This is a genomic window from Streptomyces noursei, from assembly GCF_001646665.1.
In the GTDB taxonomy this organism is placed as follows: Bacteria; Actinomycetota; Actinomycetes; order Streptomycetales; family Streptomycetaceae; genus Streptomyces; species Streptomyces lavendulocolor.
Window position 1 is genome coordinate 134,861 of record NZ_LWBU01000011.1, and the last position, 14,596, is coordinate 149,456.

At 74.6% G+C, this 14,596-nt stretch carries 14 protein-coding genes; 13 read left to right on the forward strand and 1 reads right to left on the reverse strand.

The window, feature by feature from the left end; all coding sequences use genetic code 11:
• Positions 1-70 precede the first annotated feature (70 nt).
• The 7 genes from ssd (at position 71) to A4V12_RS38215 (ending at position 5,139) form a co-directional block, all read left to right on the forward strand.
• The gene (gene ssd, locus A4V12_RS01375; RefSeq protein ID WP_064067284.1) at positions 71-1,174 is read left to right on the forward strand and encodes a septum site-determining protein Ssd; all 1,104 of its coding nucleotides are present in this window, start codon (positions 71-73) and stop codon (positions 1,172-1,174) included.
• Entirely contained in the window at positions 1,171-2,319 is a 1,149-nt protein-coding gene (locus A4V12_RS01380) for a TadA family conjugal transfer-associated ATPase (protein WP_064067285.1), read from the forward strand. Before ssd ends, A4V12_RS01380 begins: the two co-directional genes overlap by 4 nt.
• On the forward strand, positions 2,319-3,167 hold the full coding sequence (locus tag A4V12_RS01385; protein WP_064067286.1) for a type II secretion system F family protein: 849 nt from the start codon (positions 2,319-2,321) through the stop codon (positions 3,165-3,167). The genes A4V12_RS01380 and A4V12_RS01385 overlap by 1 nt, the downstream gene beginning before the upstream one ends.
• Positions 3,164-3,928 carry a type II secretion system F family protein gene (locus A4V12_RS01390; protein WP_064067423.1) on the forward strand — a complete coding sequence of 255 codons (765 nt, stop codon included), beginning with the start codon at positions 3,164-3,166 and terminating at the stop codon, positions 3,926-3,928. Before A4V12_RS01385 ends, A4V12_RS01390 begins: the two co-directional genes overlap by 4 nt.
• A 26-nt stretch (positions 3,929-3,954) precedes the next feature.
• Positions 3,955-4,161 (forward strand): DUF4244 domain-containing protein, encoded by a 207-nt coding sequence (locus A4V12_RS01395; protein ID WP_079136744.1) that lies wholly within the window; start codon positions 3,955-3,957, stop codon positions 4,159-4,161.
• On the forward strand, positions 4,148-4,513 hold the full coding sequence (locus A4V12_RS01400) for a TadE family type IV pilus minor pilin (RefSeq protein ID WP_064067288.1): 366 nt from the start codon (positions 4,148-4,150) through the stop codon (positions 4,511-4,513). The genes A4V12_RS01395 and A4V12_RS01400 overlap by 14 nt, the downstream gene beginning before the upstream one ends.
• Before the next feature lie 281 nt (positions 4,514-4,794).
• Positions 4,795-5,139 carry an Rv3654c family TadE-like protein gene (locus A4V12_RS38215; protein ID WP_350497992.1) on the forward strand — a complete coding sequence of 115 codons (345 nt, stop codon included), beginning with the start codon at positions 4,795-4,797 and terminating at the stop codon, positions 5,137-5,139.
• Here A4V12_RS38215 and A4V12_RS01410 read toward each other — a convergent pair.
• A complete protein-coding gene (locus tag A4V12_RS01410) occupies positions 5,069-7,558 on the reverse strand; it encodes a DEAD/DEAH box helicase (protein WP_079136725.1) in 2,490 nt (829 codons plus the stop codon). The genes A4V12_RS38215 and A4V12_RS01410 overlap by 71 nt on opposite strands.
• A 78-nt stretch (positions 7,559-7,636) precedes the next feature.
• Between A4V12_RS01410 and A4V12_RS01415 the strand changes: the two genes are divergently transcribed.
• The 6 genes from A4V12_RS01415 to A4V12_RS01440 all read left to right on the forward strand — a co-directional run bounded on the left by A4V12_RS01415 (position 7,637) and on the right by A4V12_RS01440 (position 14,596).
• Entirely contained in the window at positions 7,637-7,990 is a 354-nt protein-coding gene (locus A4V12_RS01415) for an STAS domain-containing protein (protein WP_003967428.1), read from the forward strand.
• 364 nt (positions 7,991-8,354) lie between these two features.
• Entirely contained in the window at positions 8,355-8,813 is a 459-nt protein-coding gene (locus A4V12_RS01420) for an ATP-binding protein (protein ID WP_064067290.1), read from the forward strand.
• Positions 8,814-9,050: 237 nt separating this feature from the next.
• A complete protein-coding gene (locus A4V12_RS01425) occupies positions 9,051-11,441 on the forward strand; it encodes a sodium-translocating pyrophosphatase (protein ID WP_064067291.1) in 2,391 nt (796 codons plus the stop codon).
• A gap of 245 nt (positions 11,442-11,686) precedes the next feature.
• The gene (locus tag A4V12_RS01430; RefSeq protein WP_064067292.1) at positions 11,687-12,358 is read left to right on the forward strand and encodes a hypothetical protein; all 672 of its coding nucleotides are present in this window, start codon (positions 11,687-11,689) and stop codon (positions 12,356-12,358) included.
• Positions 12,359-12,476: 118 nt separating this feature from the next.
• Entirely contained in the window at positions 12,477-14,015 is a 1,539-nt protein-coding gene (locus A4V12_RS01435) for a DUF7059 domain-containing protein (protein ID WP_064067293.1), read from the forward strand.
• Positions 14,016-14,398: 383 nt separating this feature from the next.
• On the forward strand, positions 14,399-14,596 hold the full coding sequence (locus A4V12_RS01440; protein WP_064067294.1) for a hypothetical protein: 198 nt from the start codon (positions 14,399-14,401) through the stop codon (positions 14,594-14,596).

A 14,596-nucleotide genomic window follows, 5' to 3' on the forward strand; every position in this document is an offset into this window, starting at 1 on the left:
CGAGGCACGGCGCATGACCGATGCGCACCCGCGAGAGGCGCCGAGAGACGTACGGGGACAGGGGGAGATCATGGCCGGATCCAGCACATCGGAACGGGCGCCGACCGCCGAGGGGCGGCGGCCGGGACCGCTGATCGTGACGGAGGACGCGGGGCTGCTCGACGACCTGCTGCGGCTGTGTGCCGCGGCCGGCGCGCATCCGCAGGTGTACCACGCGGTGCCCGAACAACGCGCGAGCTGGGACGCGGCACCGCTGGTCCTGGTCGGTGACGACGCGGCCGCCCGGTGCGGCGGCGCGACCCGCAGACGGGACGTGCTGCTCGTGGGGCGCGGTCTCGACGACCCGGGGGTGTGGCGGCGGGCGGTCGAGATCGGCGCGGAGTGCGTGCTGCGGCTGCCCGACGCCGAGAGCTGGCTCGTCGACCGGATCGCGGACGTCGCCGAGGGTTCGGGCCGACGGGCGCTGACCGTCGGGGTGATCGGCGGGCGCGGGGGTGCCGGGGCGTCGACGCTGGCCTGTGCGCTGGCCGTCACGGCGGCGCGCGAGGGGCGGCGGACGATGCTCGTCGACGGCGACCCCCTGGGCGGCGGCCTCGACGTACTGCTGGGCGGCGAGCAGACGGAAGGGCTGCGGTGGCCGGATCTCGCCGCTTCCAGGGGGCGGGTCGCCGGCGGTGCGCTGGAGGAGTCGCTGCCGTCGCTGCGGGGTCTGCGGGTGCTCAGTTGGGACCGGGGGGAGCCCGTGGCGATCAGGCCGGAGGCGATGCGTTCGGTGCTGGCCGCGGCCCGCAGGCGCGGCGGTGTCGTGGTCGTCGACCTGCCGCGCCGGGTCGACGACGCCACCACGGAGGCGCTGGCCCAACTGGACCTTGGGCTGCTGGTGGTGCCCGCCGATCTGCGGGCCGTCGCCGCTGCCAAGCGGGTGGCCGACGCGGTGGGCACGGTGCTGCGCGAGCTGCGCGTGGTGGTCCGCGGCCCGTACGCCGCCGGGGTCGAGGACCAGTGGGTCGCGGACGTGCTGGGCCTGCCGCTCGTGGGCCAAGTGCCCGAGGAACCCGGCCTCATGGCGGCGCTGGACGCGGGTGTGCCGCCCGGCGACAGCGGGCGAAGCCCCCTCGGCCGGTTCTCCGCGGCGTTCTGGGAGCGGGCGCTGGCCGAGGAGAGCGTGTCGTGACGGCCGGGCTGCTGGAGGCCGTTCGGCAACGGCTGGTGGAGAGCGGCACCGATCCCACGCCGGCCGGTGTGGCGGCGGCGCTGCGGGCGCAGGGGCGGGTGCTCGGCGACACGGAGGTGCTCGGCGCGGCGGAGGAGTTGCGGTGCGAACTGGTGGGGACCGGTCCGCTGGAACCGCTGCTCGCCGATCCCGCGGTGACGGACGTGCTGGTGTCCGCTCCGGACCGGGTGTGGGTGGACCGGGGCGCGGGGCTTGAGCTGTCGGGTGTCGCCTTCCCCGACGCGGCGGCGGTCCGCAGGCTGGCGCAGCGGCTGGCGGCGGTCGCGGGCCGGCGGCTGGACGACGCCCGGCCCTGGGTGGACGCGCGGCTGCCGGACGGGACGCGGATGCACGCGGTGCTGCCCCCGGTGGCGGTCGGGTCGACCTGCCTGTCGCTGCGGGTGGTCCGGCCGCGGGCCTTCTCGCTGCGGGAACTGACGGAGGCCGGGACGGTGCCGCCGGGCGGGGACCAGGTCTTGCGGGCCCTGGTCGAGGCTCGGGTGTCGTACCTGGTCAGCGGCGGTACGGGGTCGGGGAAGACGACTCTGCTGTCGACCTTGCTGGGGCTGGTGGGCGAGCGGGAGCGGATCGTGCTCGCCGAGGACTCGGCCGAGTTGCGGCCGGACCACCCGCACGTGGTCCGCCTGGAGGCCCGCCCGCCGAACCAGGAGGGCGCCGGCCGGGTGATGCTGCGGGACCTGGTGCGGCAGGCCCTGCGCATGCGTCCCGACCGGCTGGTGGTGGGCGAGGTGAGGGGCGCCGAGGTGACGGACCTGCTGGCCGCCCTGAACACGGGACACGAAGGCGGTTGCGGGACCGTGCACGCCAACACCGCCGGCGATGTGCCGGCGCGCCTGGAGGCACTGGGGACGGCCGCGGGGCTCGACCGGGCCGCCCTGCACAGCCAGGTGGCGGCGGGCCTCTCGGTGGTGGTCCACCTCGCCCGTGACAGGGCCGGGCGCCGCCGGGTCGCCGAGGTGCACGTGCTGGACCGCGACGAGCGGGGGCTGGTCGTCACCGTGCCCGCTCTGCGGTGGGCGGCCGAGGGGTTCCGGTACGAGAGGGGCTGGGAGCGGCTGCGGTCGCTGATCGGGGGTGTGCGGTGATGAGGGGACAACCGGTGGTGGCGGTGGTGTGCGCGGGTGCGGCGGCCTGGCTGGTGCTGAGCCGGCAGCGGGAACTGCGGCGCGCGCGGCTGCTGTTCTCGGGTGGTGAGGCGGCCCCGTGGGAGGCGGAGGCATGGCGGCGGTGGGTGCCGGCGGCGCGGGCGCGGTTCCGGCCGGAGTGGCTGTGCCTGGTGGGGGCGGCGGCTCTGGCGGTGTTGAGCAGGTCGGTGCTGCCGCTGGTCGCCGGGGCGTGTGCCGTGCCGCTGGTCGGACGGCGGCTGAGGGCCGCGGAGCGGTCCCGGGAGCGGGACCGGCGCGCCGAAGCGGTGATCGCCCTGTGCGGCGCGGTCGCCGGGGAGCTGCGGGCCGGGTGGCAGCCCGGACAGGCGCTGTTCTGGGCGGCGCGCAGCACCGGAGCGCTGGGCGGGGACGAGGCGGCGGTCCTGGCGGCGGCGCGGTTCGGGGGTGACGTACCGGAGGCGTTGCGGAGCGCGGCGCGGGAGGACGGCGCGGAGGGCCTGGCCGGGCTGGCGGCCTGCTGGCAGGTGGCCGTGGACGGCGGGGCCGGTCTCGCCGCGGGGGTGGACCGGCTGGAGGCGGCCCTGCGGGAGCGGCGCGACCAAAGAGAACGGCTCAGGGCCCAGGTGGCGGGTGCCTGGGCGACGGTCGGGTTGCTGGCGCTGCTTCCGGTGGTGGCGCTCGCCATGGGCTGGGCGCTCGGTGCCGATCCGTTGCGGGTGCTGTTCCACACCCCGGCGGGCCTGTGCTGCCTGGCCGTGGGGGGCCTCCTGGAGGCCGTCGGCCTGTGGTGGGCGGGGCGGGTCGTGCGGGCCGGGGAGGCGCCGTGAGCGGGCGGCTGTTCCAGGGCGTGGCGGCGTCGGTGGCCCTGGTGGCCGGGGCGGGGTGGCTCGCCGGCGCGGTCGCCGCCCGGCGGCGTGAGCGCCGCGCGCACCGGCGGACCGCCGCGCTGCTGGGGCCCGGGTGGCGGCGGGACCGCTCCCGGCGGTGGCAGTGGGCGCGGTGGATGCGGCAGTGGTCGGCGCCGGCGGGAGCGGCCGTCTGCGGCTGGGTCCTGGTCGGCGGGGCCGCCGGGTGCGCGGTGGGCGTCGCCGTCGCGTATGGCGTGCTGAGGTGGCAGCGGCGGCCGCGCCCGGCCGGGGAGGAGGACGGCGAGGCGGCGGCCCGGGAGCTTCCGATGGCGGCGGATCTGCTGGCCGCGTGCCTGTCGGCGGGGGTGGGACCGCGCGAGGCGGCGGAGGCCGTCGGGGAGTCCCTGGGCGGCCCGGTAGGCGACCGGCTGGCGAGGGCCGCGGCCGAACTGCGCCTGGGGGGTGAACCGGGCGAGGTGTGGAGCCGGTTCGGTTCGATACCGGGCGCCGGGCCGCTGGCGCGCTGTCTGGAACGGGCGAGCACCTCGGGTGCCCCGGCGGCCGAGGCGGTCTCCCGGCTGGCCGCGGGGCTCCGCGCGGATCAGGCCCGGCAAGCCACCGCCCGTGCGCAGCGGGCACAGGTGCTGATCACCGCTCCGGTGGGCCTGTGCTTCCTGCCCGCGTTCCTGGCGGTCGGGGTGGCGCCGGTGGTCGTCGGACTGGCGGCGGAACTGTTGTGACGGAACGACATCTCATGGGGGTTGGTATGGGAAACCGGCTGCTGAAGGCTCTGATGGCCCGGGTGCGCCGCACCGCGGTGCGCGCGGACGGGGGAATGTCCACCGCCGAGTACGCGATGGGGACGCTCGCCGCCTGCGGGTTCGCCGCCGTGCTCTACAAGATCGTCACCAGTGACGTGGTGTCGGGCAGGCTCCAGGCGCTGATCGGGAGGGCGCTCGATGCCCCGTTCTGACGCCGGGGGCGACCGGGGGTCGGTGACCGCCGAGGCGGCCACGGCCCTGCCGGCGCTGGTGCTCTTCACGATGGCGCTCGTGTGGGCGCTGATGGCGGCCGCCGCACAGATCCAGTGCGTGGACGCGGCGCGGGTCGGCGCGCGGGCGGTGGCGCGTTCCGAGCCGCGGGCCGAGGCGGTGGCGGCGGCACGGTCGGCCGCACCGGGCGGCGCCCGGGTGGCGGTCGAGCGTACGGGGGACCTGTGGCGCGTCCGGGTGGAGGCACCCGCGCCCGGCCCCGGCTCCCTGCGGCTGACGCTCCGCGCCGAGGCGGCCGCCCTGGCCGAGGACACCGTGGGGGTGGTGCCATGACGGCCCACCAGCTGGCGCGGGGCCCCGGGAGAGGCGCCCCGCACCGGGGCACGCCCGCATCCGGTGGCCGGCACGGCCGGCCCCGCCCCTGGGGTACGAGGGCTCGGTGCCCGGAGCCCGGCACCGAGCCCCGCGGCGGAGCCGGGGCGGAACGCTCACCGGGCCGTACGCCAAGGCCGGGGCCGGCAAGCGCGTGGGCCAGGCCCGCGGTTGCGGCGGGCGGCCCGGTGGCGCGGCGGACCCCCGCCCGGGATCCGGGCGCCGACCGCGGTGCGGCGACCGTGTGGGTGGCGATGGCCGCCGCCGTGATGTGCGTGGTCTTCGCGGCGATCCTCGCCCTGGGACAGGCGGTGGCCGCCCGGCACCGGGCCGGGGGCGCCGCCGACCTGGCGGCGCTCGCCGCGGCGGACCGGGCGCTCCGGGGAGCGTCCGCCGCCTGCGGGGCGGCCGGCCGTGTGGCGCGGGCCCAGGCCGCGGAGGTGGTGCGGTGCACGGTGCGCGGCGAGGTCGCGGACGTGACGGCGCGGGCCCGGTTCGGGCCGTACGCACCCGAGGTCAGGTCGCGGGCGGGGCCTGCGCGGACGCCTCCGCGGACGCTTCCGGGGCTCCCCGCAGCAGTTCCGTGAGGAGCCGGACGGCGCCCCGCTTGTGCAGCGGATCGTTGCCGTTGCCGCACTTGGGGGACTGGATGCAGGAGGGGCATCCCGCGTCGCACTCGCAGGAGGCGATGGCGTCACGGGTCGCGGTCAGCCACTCGCGGGCGGTGTGGAAGGCGCGCTCCGCGAAGCCCGCACCTCCCGGGTGGCCGTCGTACACGAAGACGGTGGGCAGCAGGGTGTCCGGGTGCAGCGGGACCGACACCCCGCCGATGTCCCAGCGGTCGCAGGTGGCGAAGAGGGGCAGCAGGCCGATGGAGGCGTGCTCGGCGGCGTGCAGGGCGCCGCCCAGCTGCTCCGGGTTCACCCGGGCGGCGTCCAGCTGGTCCTCGGTGACGGTCCACCACACGGCGCGGGTGCGCAGGGTGCGCGGCGGGAGGTCGAGCTTGGTCTCGCCCAGCACCTCCCCGGTGATCAGGCGGCGGCGGAGGAAGGACACGACCTGGTTGGTGACCTCGACGGAGCCGTAGCACAGCCGCCCCTCGCCCCACGGGATCCCGGTGTCCGTCTCCAGTACGGAGATGGCGGTGGTGTCGCGGGCGGTGGTGGAGTACGGCGGGTCGGCCTCCTCGACGAGGGCGACCGACTCCTCCAGGTCCAGCTTCCTGACCAGGTAGGTGCGGCCCATGTGGAGGTGGACGGCACCCTCGTGGACGGCGGCGTGGGCGGCCGGCTCGTCGACCGTGCCGAGCAGCCGCCCCGTGCCCGCCTCGACGATCTGCACCGGGCTGCCGCCCCCGCCCCGGATGTCGGCGAGGTCCGCGGCGCGCTCCCGGCGGGTCCAGTACCAGCCGGACGCGCGCCGCCGCAGCAGGCCGGCCGACTCCAGCTGGGGCAGCAGCTCCGGGACGGCCGGGCCGAACAGCGCCAGGTCGGGTTCGGTGAGCGGCAGTTCCGCCGCGGCCGCGCACAGGTGGGGGGCGAGGACGTAGGGGTTGTCGGGGTCGAGGACGGTCGACTCCACCGGCTGGCGGAACAGCGCCTCCGGGTGGTGGACGAGGAAGGTGTCCAGCGGGTCGTCGCGGGCGACCAGCACCGCCAGCGCGCCCTGCCCCGAACGTCCGGCGCGGCCCGCTTGCTGCCACAGGGAGGCCCGCGTGCCCGGGTACCCGGCGATCACCACGGCGTCCAGGCCCGACACGTCGATGCCGAGCTCCAGGGCGCTCGTCGCGGCCAGCCCGAGCAGTTCCCCGGAGTGCAGGGCCCGCTCCAGGCTCCGGCGTTCCTCCGGCAGGTAGCCGCCCCGGTAGGCCGCGACCCGCGCGGGCAGCGAACGGTCGACCTCCGCGAGCCGCTCCTTGGCGATCACCGAGATCAGCTCGGCACCCCGCCGGGAGCGTACGAAGGCCACGGAGCGGACGCCCTGGACGGTCAGGTCGGTCAGGAGGTCGGCGGTCTCGGCCGTGGCGGTGCGGCGCACCGGCGCGCCCTGCTCACCCTGGAGCTCGGTGAGCGGCGGCTCCCAGAGGGCGAAGACCAGCTCACCCCGCGGCGATGCGTCGTCGGCGACCTCGCGGACGGGCAGGCCGGTCAGCCGCCCGGCCGCGAGGGAGGGCTGGGCGGCGGTCGCGGAGGCGAGGAGGAACACGGGGGAGGAGCCGTAGCGGGCGCAGACGCGGCGCAGCCGGCGCAGCACCTGGGCGACGTGCGAGCCGAAGACGCCGCGGTAGGTGTGGCACTCGTCGACGACGACGTAGCGCAGGGCGCGCAGGAAGGCGGACCAGCGCGGATGGGAGGGGAGGATCCCCCGGTGGAGCATGTCCGGGTTGGTCAGGACGTAGTTGGCGTACTGGCGGACCCACTCGCGCTCCTCGACCGGCGTGTCGCCGTCGTACACGGCGGGCCGGATCCGGTTGCCGAGAGGTGCGGCGAGGGCCTTGACCGAGCGTCGCTGATCGGCCGCGAGGGCCTTGGTGGGCGCGAGGTACAGCGCGGTCGTCCCGCGGCCGTTGGGGGCCTCGGAGCCGTCCAGCAGGGCGGTGAGCACCGGCGCCAGGTAGGCGAGGGACTTGCCGGAGGCGGTGCCGGTGGCGATGACGACCGACTCGCCGTCCAGCGCGTGCTCCGCGGCCGCCGCCTGGTGGGCCCAGGGGTGCTCGATACCCGCCGTTCGGATGGCGTTGATCACCTCTGGGCGGATGCGATCGGGCCAGACGGCATGCCTTCCCGCTCTTGGGGGCAGGTGCTCCGTATGAGTGATGCGCGCAGCCCGGTTCGCCCCTGCGGCGAGCCGGTCGAGGACCGTTCCGGGGGTGGGGCGGGTGTCCCCGCTCTCGGGTGGTCGACTGGGGCGGTGATTCATGGCCATCGGCACCGAGTGTGTCACCGGCGTGACGGACAATGCTCCCAAGGCGTCGTGCATGGCTGCTGGTAAGTGATTGAATGCCATCGCGGCTGGCGATCCGTCCCCTGGCTCCGCCGGAGAATCCGAGGGGCGACCGCTCGATAGCAAGGTGCTGGAGGATCCGTGGACCTGTCCCTGTCGACTCGCAATGTGTCCGGCCCTGGTGGCGACCGTACGGTCGTCGAGGTCGGTGGCGAGATTGATGTGTATACCGCGCCCAAGCTGCGCGAGCAGTTGGTCGAGTTGGTGAATGACGGCAGCTACCACCTTGTCGTCGACATGGAGGGCGTGGACTTCCTCGACTCGACCGGCCTCGGCGTGCTGGTGGGCGGCCTGAAGCGCGTGCGCGCGCATGAGGGATCGCTGCGCCTGGTCTGCAACCAGGAGCGCATTCTCAAGATCTTCCGAATCACCGGTCTGACCAAGGTGTTCCCGATCCACACCACGGTCGACGAGGCCGTCGCGGCCACCGACTAGTCGGTTCGCCGCACCGGCCGGTGACCCGGTCCCGGCGCGAGCCCGGCCGGGCCGGACCGTTCGGCTCCGGTCGGCGTCCGGCCCGTGCCGGGCGCGGCCCGGACCGTGGCCGTGGGCCCCTCGGGGCCCCCGCCCTCGGCTCCGGCGCCCGGGCGTCCGGTCGGCGACGTACGGAGCCGCGTCCGGCCCCGGCCGGAGACCCTCCGGCCGGCCCGCCGCCGATGGCGACCCGCCGCCGTCGGCGACCCGGCGATGTCGGCGACCCGCCGCACGGCCGGTCCGGACGATCCGGGAGGAAGAGCAGGGTGCCGGGCGTCCAGCCCGGCTCTCTGGGAGGCACGCCCGCACGACCGAGGGGGACCGCATGGCCACCGTTGAACTCCGCTTCAGCGCCCAGCCCGAGCACGTCAGGACCGCCCGTCTGGTGGCGGCCGCCGTGGCGCGCCGGGCCGGGGTCGACGAAGCCGTGCTGGACGAGGTCCGGCTCGCCGTCGGCGAGGCGTGCTCCCGTGCCGTGGGGCTGCACCGCAGCAACCACGTCGCCTCCCCGATCCGGGTCATGCTCACCGAGGAGGAGAAGACGTTCTCCATCGAGGTCGGCGACGAGGTCCCGGGCGCGGGTGTCGCGGCGGCCGACGCCGCCGGCGTGCCGGGCTCCCGCAGCGCCGCGCCGGTCGAGGAGTTCGACGACGCGGAGGGCGAGGACGAGATGGGCCTCGCGGTGATCACCGGGCTCGTCGACGACGTCGAGGTGTCGGCCGGCGAGTCGGGCGGCGTCATCCGGATGACCTGGCCGACGAATCCCGCTGCCGTGCTGCCCTGACCTCATCCGCGACATCCGGAAAGGCCCTGCTGAGCAGGGCCTTTTTGCATTTCGTCGATCACGCGCCTCCGCGTCAATGGTCCAAAGTCATTACTGCTTTCGAGTGGATTTCGCGCATCGCGCATTTGCCGACTGGCAAGCAAAGGTCAATTCTGTTCTACGGCGCTCTGTTTTGATCAGGTTCTGCTCCCTACAATCCGTCCACGTCTTGAGCTCTTCTGACGTCAAGGAGGACGAATGGCGGGGCTCTTCACCACAAACGTGTCCGACCACCCCACTTCAATCGCGGCCGCGGTTCTCACCGATGGCAACCGGATCATCGTGGCCGTCATCGCGGCCGTGGCCCTGGCCGCCCTGATCGTCGCCCAGCTGCTCGTACGACAGGTGCTGGCGGCCGGTGAGGGCACCGCCGCCATGAAGAAGATCGCGGCGGCCGTCCAGGAAGGCGCGAACGCCTATCTGGCCCGCCAGCTGCGGACCCTCGGGATCTTCGCGGTCGTCGTGTTCTTCCTGCTCCTGCTGCTGCCCGCGGACGACTGGTCGCAGCGCGCCGGACGATCACTCTTCTTCCTGGTGGGTGCGCTTTTCTCGGCGGTCACCGGATACATCGGCATGCGCCTCGCCGTCCGCGCCAACGTACGCGTGGCGGCCGCCGCGCGTGAGGCCACTCCGGAACCCGGACAACCGGAAAAGAATCTGACGGCCGTCTCGCACAAAGCGATGAAGATCGCTTTTCGTACGGGCGGTGTCGTCGGCATGTTCACGGTGGGCCTCGGCCTGTTCGGCGCCTCCTGCGTGGTCCTCGTGTACGCCGCCGACGCCCCCAAGGTGCTGGAGGGCTTCGGTCTCGGTGCCGCGCTGATCGCGATGTTCATGCGTGTCGGCGGCGGCATCTTCACCAAGGCCGCGGACGTCGGCGCCGACCTCGTCGGCAAGGTGGAGCAGGGCATCCCCGAGGACGACCCGCGCAACGCCGCCACCATCGCCGACAACGTCGGGGACAACGTCGGCGACTGCGCGGGCATGGCCGCCGACCTCTTCGAGTCGTACGCCGTCACCCTGGTCGCCGCGCTGATCCTCGGCAAGGCGGCGTTCGGCGACCTCGGCCTGGCCTTCCCCCTGATCGTTCCGGCGATCGGCGTGGTCACCGCGATGATCGGCATCTTCGCGGTCGCCCCGCGGCGCGCCGACCGCAGCGGGATGGCCGCGATCAACCGCGGGTTCTTCATCTCCGCGGTGATCTCCCTGGCCCTGGTGGCCGTCGCGGTCTTCGTCTACCTCCCCTCCTCGTTCGCCTCCCTCGAAGGCGTCACCGAGGCGGCCATCAGGACGCACGGCGGCGACCCGCGCGTCCTCGCCCTGGTGGCGGTCGCCATCGGCATCGTCCTGGCGGCCCTGATCCAGCAGCTGACCGGCTACTTCACCGAGACCACCCGTCGTCCCGTGAAGGACATCGGGAAGTCCTCCCTCACCGGCCCCGCCACCGTCGTGCTCGCCGGCATCTCCATCGGCCTGGAGTCCGCCGTCTACACCGCGCTGCTGATCGGCCTCTCGGTGTACGGGGCCTTCCTGCTCGGCGGCACGTCGATCACCCTGGCGCTGTTCGCCGTCGCCCTGGCCGGCACCGGCCTGCTCACCACGGTCGGCGTGATCGTCGCCATGGACACCTTCGGCCCGGTCGCCGACAACGCCCAGGGCATCGCCGAGATGTCCGGCGACGTCAAGGGCGCGGGCGCCCAGGTCCTCACCGACCTCGACGCCGTCGGCAACACCACCAAGGCCATCACCAAGGGCATCGCCATCGCCACGGCCGTACTGGCGGCGGCCGCGCTCTTCGGCTCGTACCGGGACGCCATCGCCACCGCCGTGCGCGACGTGGGGGCCAGGGCCACGGAGATGAACCTGACCATGGACATCTCCCAGCCCAACAACCTCGTCGGGCTGATCCTCGGTGCCGCGGTCGTCTTCCTCTTCTCCGGGCTGGCGATCAACGCGGTGTCGCGGTCGGCCGGGGCGGTGGTCTACGAGGTGCGCCGGCAGTTCCGCGAGCACCCCGGGATCATGGACTACAGCGAGAAACCGGAGTACGGGCGGGTCGTCGACATCTGCACCAAGGACGCCCTGCGCGAACTGGCCACACCGGGTCTGCTCGCCGTCATGGCGCCCATCGCCGTCGGGTTCACGTTCGGGGTCGGCGCCCTGGGGGCGTACCTGGCGGGCGCCATCGGCACCGGCACCCTGATGGCCGTGTTCCTCGCCAACTCCGGAGGGGCCTGGGACAACGCCAAGAAGCTGGTCGAGGACGGCCACTACGGCGGCAAGGGCAGTGACGCGCACGCCGCCACGGTGATCGGCGACACGGTGGGCGACCCGTTCAAGGACACGGCCGGCCCGGCCATCAACCCGCTGCTGAAGGTGATGAACCTGGTGGCGCTGCTGATCGCCCCGGCGGTCGTGCAGTTCAGCTACGGCGACGACGCCAGCGCGGGCGTACGGGCGGCGGTGGCGACGATCGCCATCCTCGTCATCATCGGCGCGGTGTACGTGTCCAAGCGGCGCACGGTCTCCATGGGCGACGAGGACGGCAACCCCGCCGAACGGGTCACCAGCAAGGCGGCGACCCTCTAACGCCTCATCAGGCCACGGGCGGGCGGAACGCGGTGACGTTCCGTCCGCCTCTCCGTGCGCCCCGTCCTCTCCCGTCCCTCCATCCGGCACCCCGCCCGTCCGCCCATCCGGCTGAATCGACGGTGAGCCTTCTCTCTCTTGGTGCAAATGGTGGCAAGAGCGTACGAAACGGTCGCACGACAAGCGAATGTCGCCCACTTGGCGTGTATGTTCCGGGGCCGAGAGCCTTGGAAGGGACCAAACCGGTGAACAAGAAGCTTGCGGCCGCACTGTCCGGCGGTGCGGTACTGGTGCTCGCACTGTCGGGCTGCAGCAGTGACGAAGAGGGCGGCGAGAACAAGGTGGACGCCTGGGCCAAGAAGGTCTGCGACCAGGCGCAGCCGCAGATCCAGAAGAGGGCCGACGCCCAGCAGACCATCATCTCGACGGCGGCGGACGGCAAGCCCGCCGACATCCAGGCCGCCGACTCGAAGGCCTTCCAGGACATCGCCGACGCGGACAAGGCGCTCGCCAAGGCGGTGCAGGACGCGGGCGTACCGCCCGTCGACAACGGCGAGAAGCTCCAGCAGGACGCGGTCAAGGAGCTCAACTCCACGGCCACGGCGTACGAGGGCCTGAAGAAGCAGGTCGACGCGCTCGACCCGAAGGACCAGCAGAAGTTCGCCGACGGGCTGCAGAGCGTCGCCGAGGGCCTGAAGAAGATCGAGAAGATGGACCAGGACGCGCTGGCCAAGCTCCAGTCCGGGCAGCTCGGCCAGGCGATGGCCAAGCAGCCGGGCTGCCGCAAGGCCGAGGCGTCGGTGTCGCCGAACGTGCCGCCGGCCAGGCCGGGCCCGGCCGCGTCCGCCTCCGCGGGCAAGTCCGCCCCCGCGTCCCCGGCTTCGTCCCCGTCGCGCCCCGCCGCCGCGTCCTCCTGACCCCCGGCCCTCCCGGCGCCCCTCGTGAAGGGCCGCCGGGAGGGAAACCGGCCCGGTTCCCCGCGTCCTGGGGCCGGGCCGTGCGCCGAATGTCAGTGGCGGCGGTCACAATGGGCAGGTGAGTACGACCAGCCTTACCGCCAGCCTCCCGGTGCCCGACCGCGCCGACCGCCTCCGCGACGCCCTGCTCGCCGTCGACTTCACCGCCGACGGCCTGCTCGAGCTGCTCGGCGCACCCGCCTACGCCGCGCTCGCCCGCAGTGAGACGGTCCCCGCCCTGCGCGCCACCCGGGCGGACGGTCCGCTCGCCACGCTCGTCCGCCTCTTCCTCCTCCAGCGGCCCGTGCCGCGCGAACGGGCGCGTACGGTCCTGCCGCTCGACGAGGCGCTCGCCGACGGATGGGTGGTGGAGGACGGCGACGCGGTCCGCGCCACCGTGGACGTACGGCCGTACGGCGGCCCCGAGGGCCAGGACTGGTTCATCGTCTCCGACCTCGGGTGCGCCGTCGGCGGCGCGGCCGGGGCGAGCGGCCACGGCGAGGGCGTGGTCCTCGGCGTGGGAGGTGCGTCCACCACGCTCGCCGGGATCACGGTCCGTACGCCCGTCGCCTCGGCCCTCGACCTGGGCACCGGCTCCGGCATCCAGGCGCTGCACGCCGCGCAGCACGCCACCCGCGTGACGGCCACGGACCTGAACCCGCGGGCCCTGGAGTTCGCCCGGCTCACGCTGGCGCTGTCCGGCGCGCCGGAGGCGGACCTGCGCACCGGCTCGCTCTACGAGCCGGTGGCGTCGGAGACGTACGACCTGATCGTGTCCAACCCGCCGTTCGTGATCTCTCCCCTGGCCTCCGGCACGGGGGAGCCCGGCACCCGGCTGACCTACCGGGACGGCGGGATGGGCGGTGACGACCTGTGCCGGTCGCTCGTCCAGCAGGCGGGGGAGCGGCTGAACGAGGGCGGGTTCGCGCAGTTCCTCGCCAACTGGCAGCACGTGGAGGGCGAGGACTGGCAGGAGCGGCTGCGATCCTGGGTGCCACGGGGATGCGACGCCTGGATCGTGCAGCGCGAGGTGCAGGACGTGACGCAGTACGCGGAGTTGTGGCTGCGGGACGCCGGTGACCACCGCGACGACCCGGAGCGGTACGCGGCGCGGTACGCGGCGTGGCTCGACGAGTTCGAGGCGCGCAGGACCAGGGCGATCGGCTTCGGCTGGATCACCCTGCGCAAGTCCGGCGCGCAGGAGCCGTCCGTCGTCGTCGAGGAGTGGCCGCACCCGGTGGAGCAGCCGCTCGGCGAGGCGGTACGGGCGCACTTCGCGCGCCAGGACTACCTCCGCACCCGGGACGACGCCGCGCTCCTCGGCGACCACTTCGTCCTGGCGCCCGAGGTGATGCAGGAGCAGGTCGGGCTGCCCGGCGCGGAGGACCCGGAGCACGTGGTGCTGCGGCAGAACCGCGGCATGCGCCGCGCCACCAAGGTGGACGCCGTGGGCGCGGGCTTCGCCGGCGTCTGCGACGGGACGCTCAGCGCGGGGCGGATCCTGGACGCCATCGCCCAGCTGATGGGCGAGGACCCGGTCATGCTGCGGGACCGCACGCCCCAGGCGATCCGGCTGCTGGTGGAGGAGGGCTTCCTGGAGCCGGCGCAGGGCGCCTGAGCAGCCGCGCCCGTCCCGGCGGCGGGGCGGGGGGCGCGAACCGGCCAACATCTGCCGCGTTCCCGACATGTCCGCCCCCGCCCCCGGGCCGGCCTCGCTCCCGGGCGGGCCCCGCCCCCGCCGCGCCCGGGACGCCGCCCCGTTCCCTGTGCCGCGCATCACCGCCTCCGGCCGCGCCGCGCCCGGGACGCCGCCCCGCTCCCTGTGCCGCGCATCACCGCTCCCGCCCCCCGAGCGGGACCCCCCCCGCCCCGCCCCGCCGCCTGAGTGAACCGGGGGCGCGCGGTCCATGGCGTTCACCCGCAATTCGCGCTCACGACGCCCGCAGGTGTCAGCCTCGCCCCAGGGGCAACCAGGGGATCACCGAGGAACGGGGTACGGACATGGAGAGCGGACCGGCCATCTTCGCCGGCGCGGCGTTCACGCTGTTCGGAGCGGGGCTGCTGCTGTGGACCGGGACACGCGCGCTGCACCGCGCACCGGTCGCGCACGGTGTGAGCCCGGCGGCGGCGATCACGTTCGCGGCCTCCATGGGAGCGGCGTTCGTGATCCTCGGCATGTGGTGTTTCGGCCGCGTCTGA

Coding starts and splice junctions, on each gene's coding strand:
- A4V12_RS01395 (WP_079136744.1), top strand. CDS start 3,955: ATGGGAAACCGGCTGCTGAAGGCTCTGATGGCCCGGGTGCGCCGCACC.
- A4V12_RS01425 (WP_064067291.1), top strand. CDS start 9,051: ATGGCGGGGCTCTTCACCACAAACGTGTCCGACCACCCCACTTCAATC.
- A4V12_RS01410 (WP_079136725.1), bottom strand. CDS start 7,558: ATGGCATTCAATCACTTACCAGCAGCCATGCACGACGCCTTGGGAGCA.
- A4V12_RS01420 (WP_064067290.1), top strand. CDS start 8,355: ATGGCCACCGTTGAACTCCGCTTCAGCGCCCAGCCCGAGCACGTCAGG.
- A4V12_RS01440 (WP_064067294.1), top strand. CDS start 14,399: ATGGAGAGCGGACCGGCCATCTTCGCCGGCGCGGCGTTCACGCTGTTC.
- A4V12_RS01400 (WP_064067288.1), top strand. CDS start 4,148: ATGCCCCGTTCTGACGCCGGGGGCGACCGGGGGTCGGTGACCGCCGAG.
- ssd (WP_064067284.1), top strand. CDS start 71: ATGGCCGGATCCAGCACATCGGAACGGGCGCCGACCGCCGAGGGGCGG.
- A4V12_RS01385 (WP_064067286.1), top strand. CDS start 2,319: ATGAGGGGACAACCGGTGGTGGCGGTGGTGTGCGCGGGTGCGGCGGCC.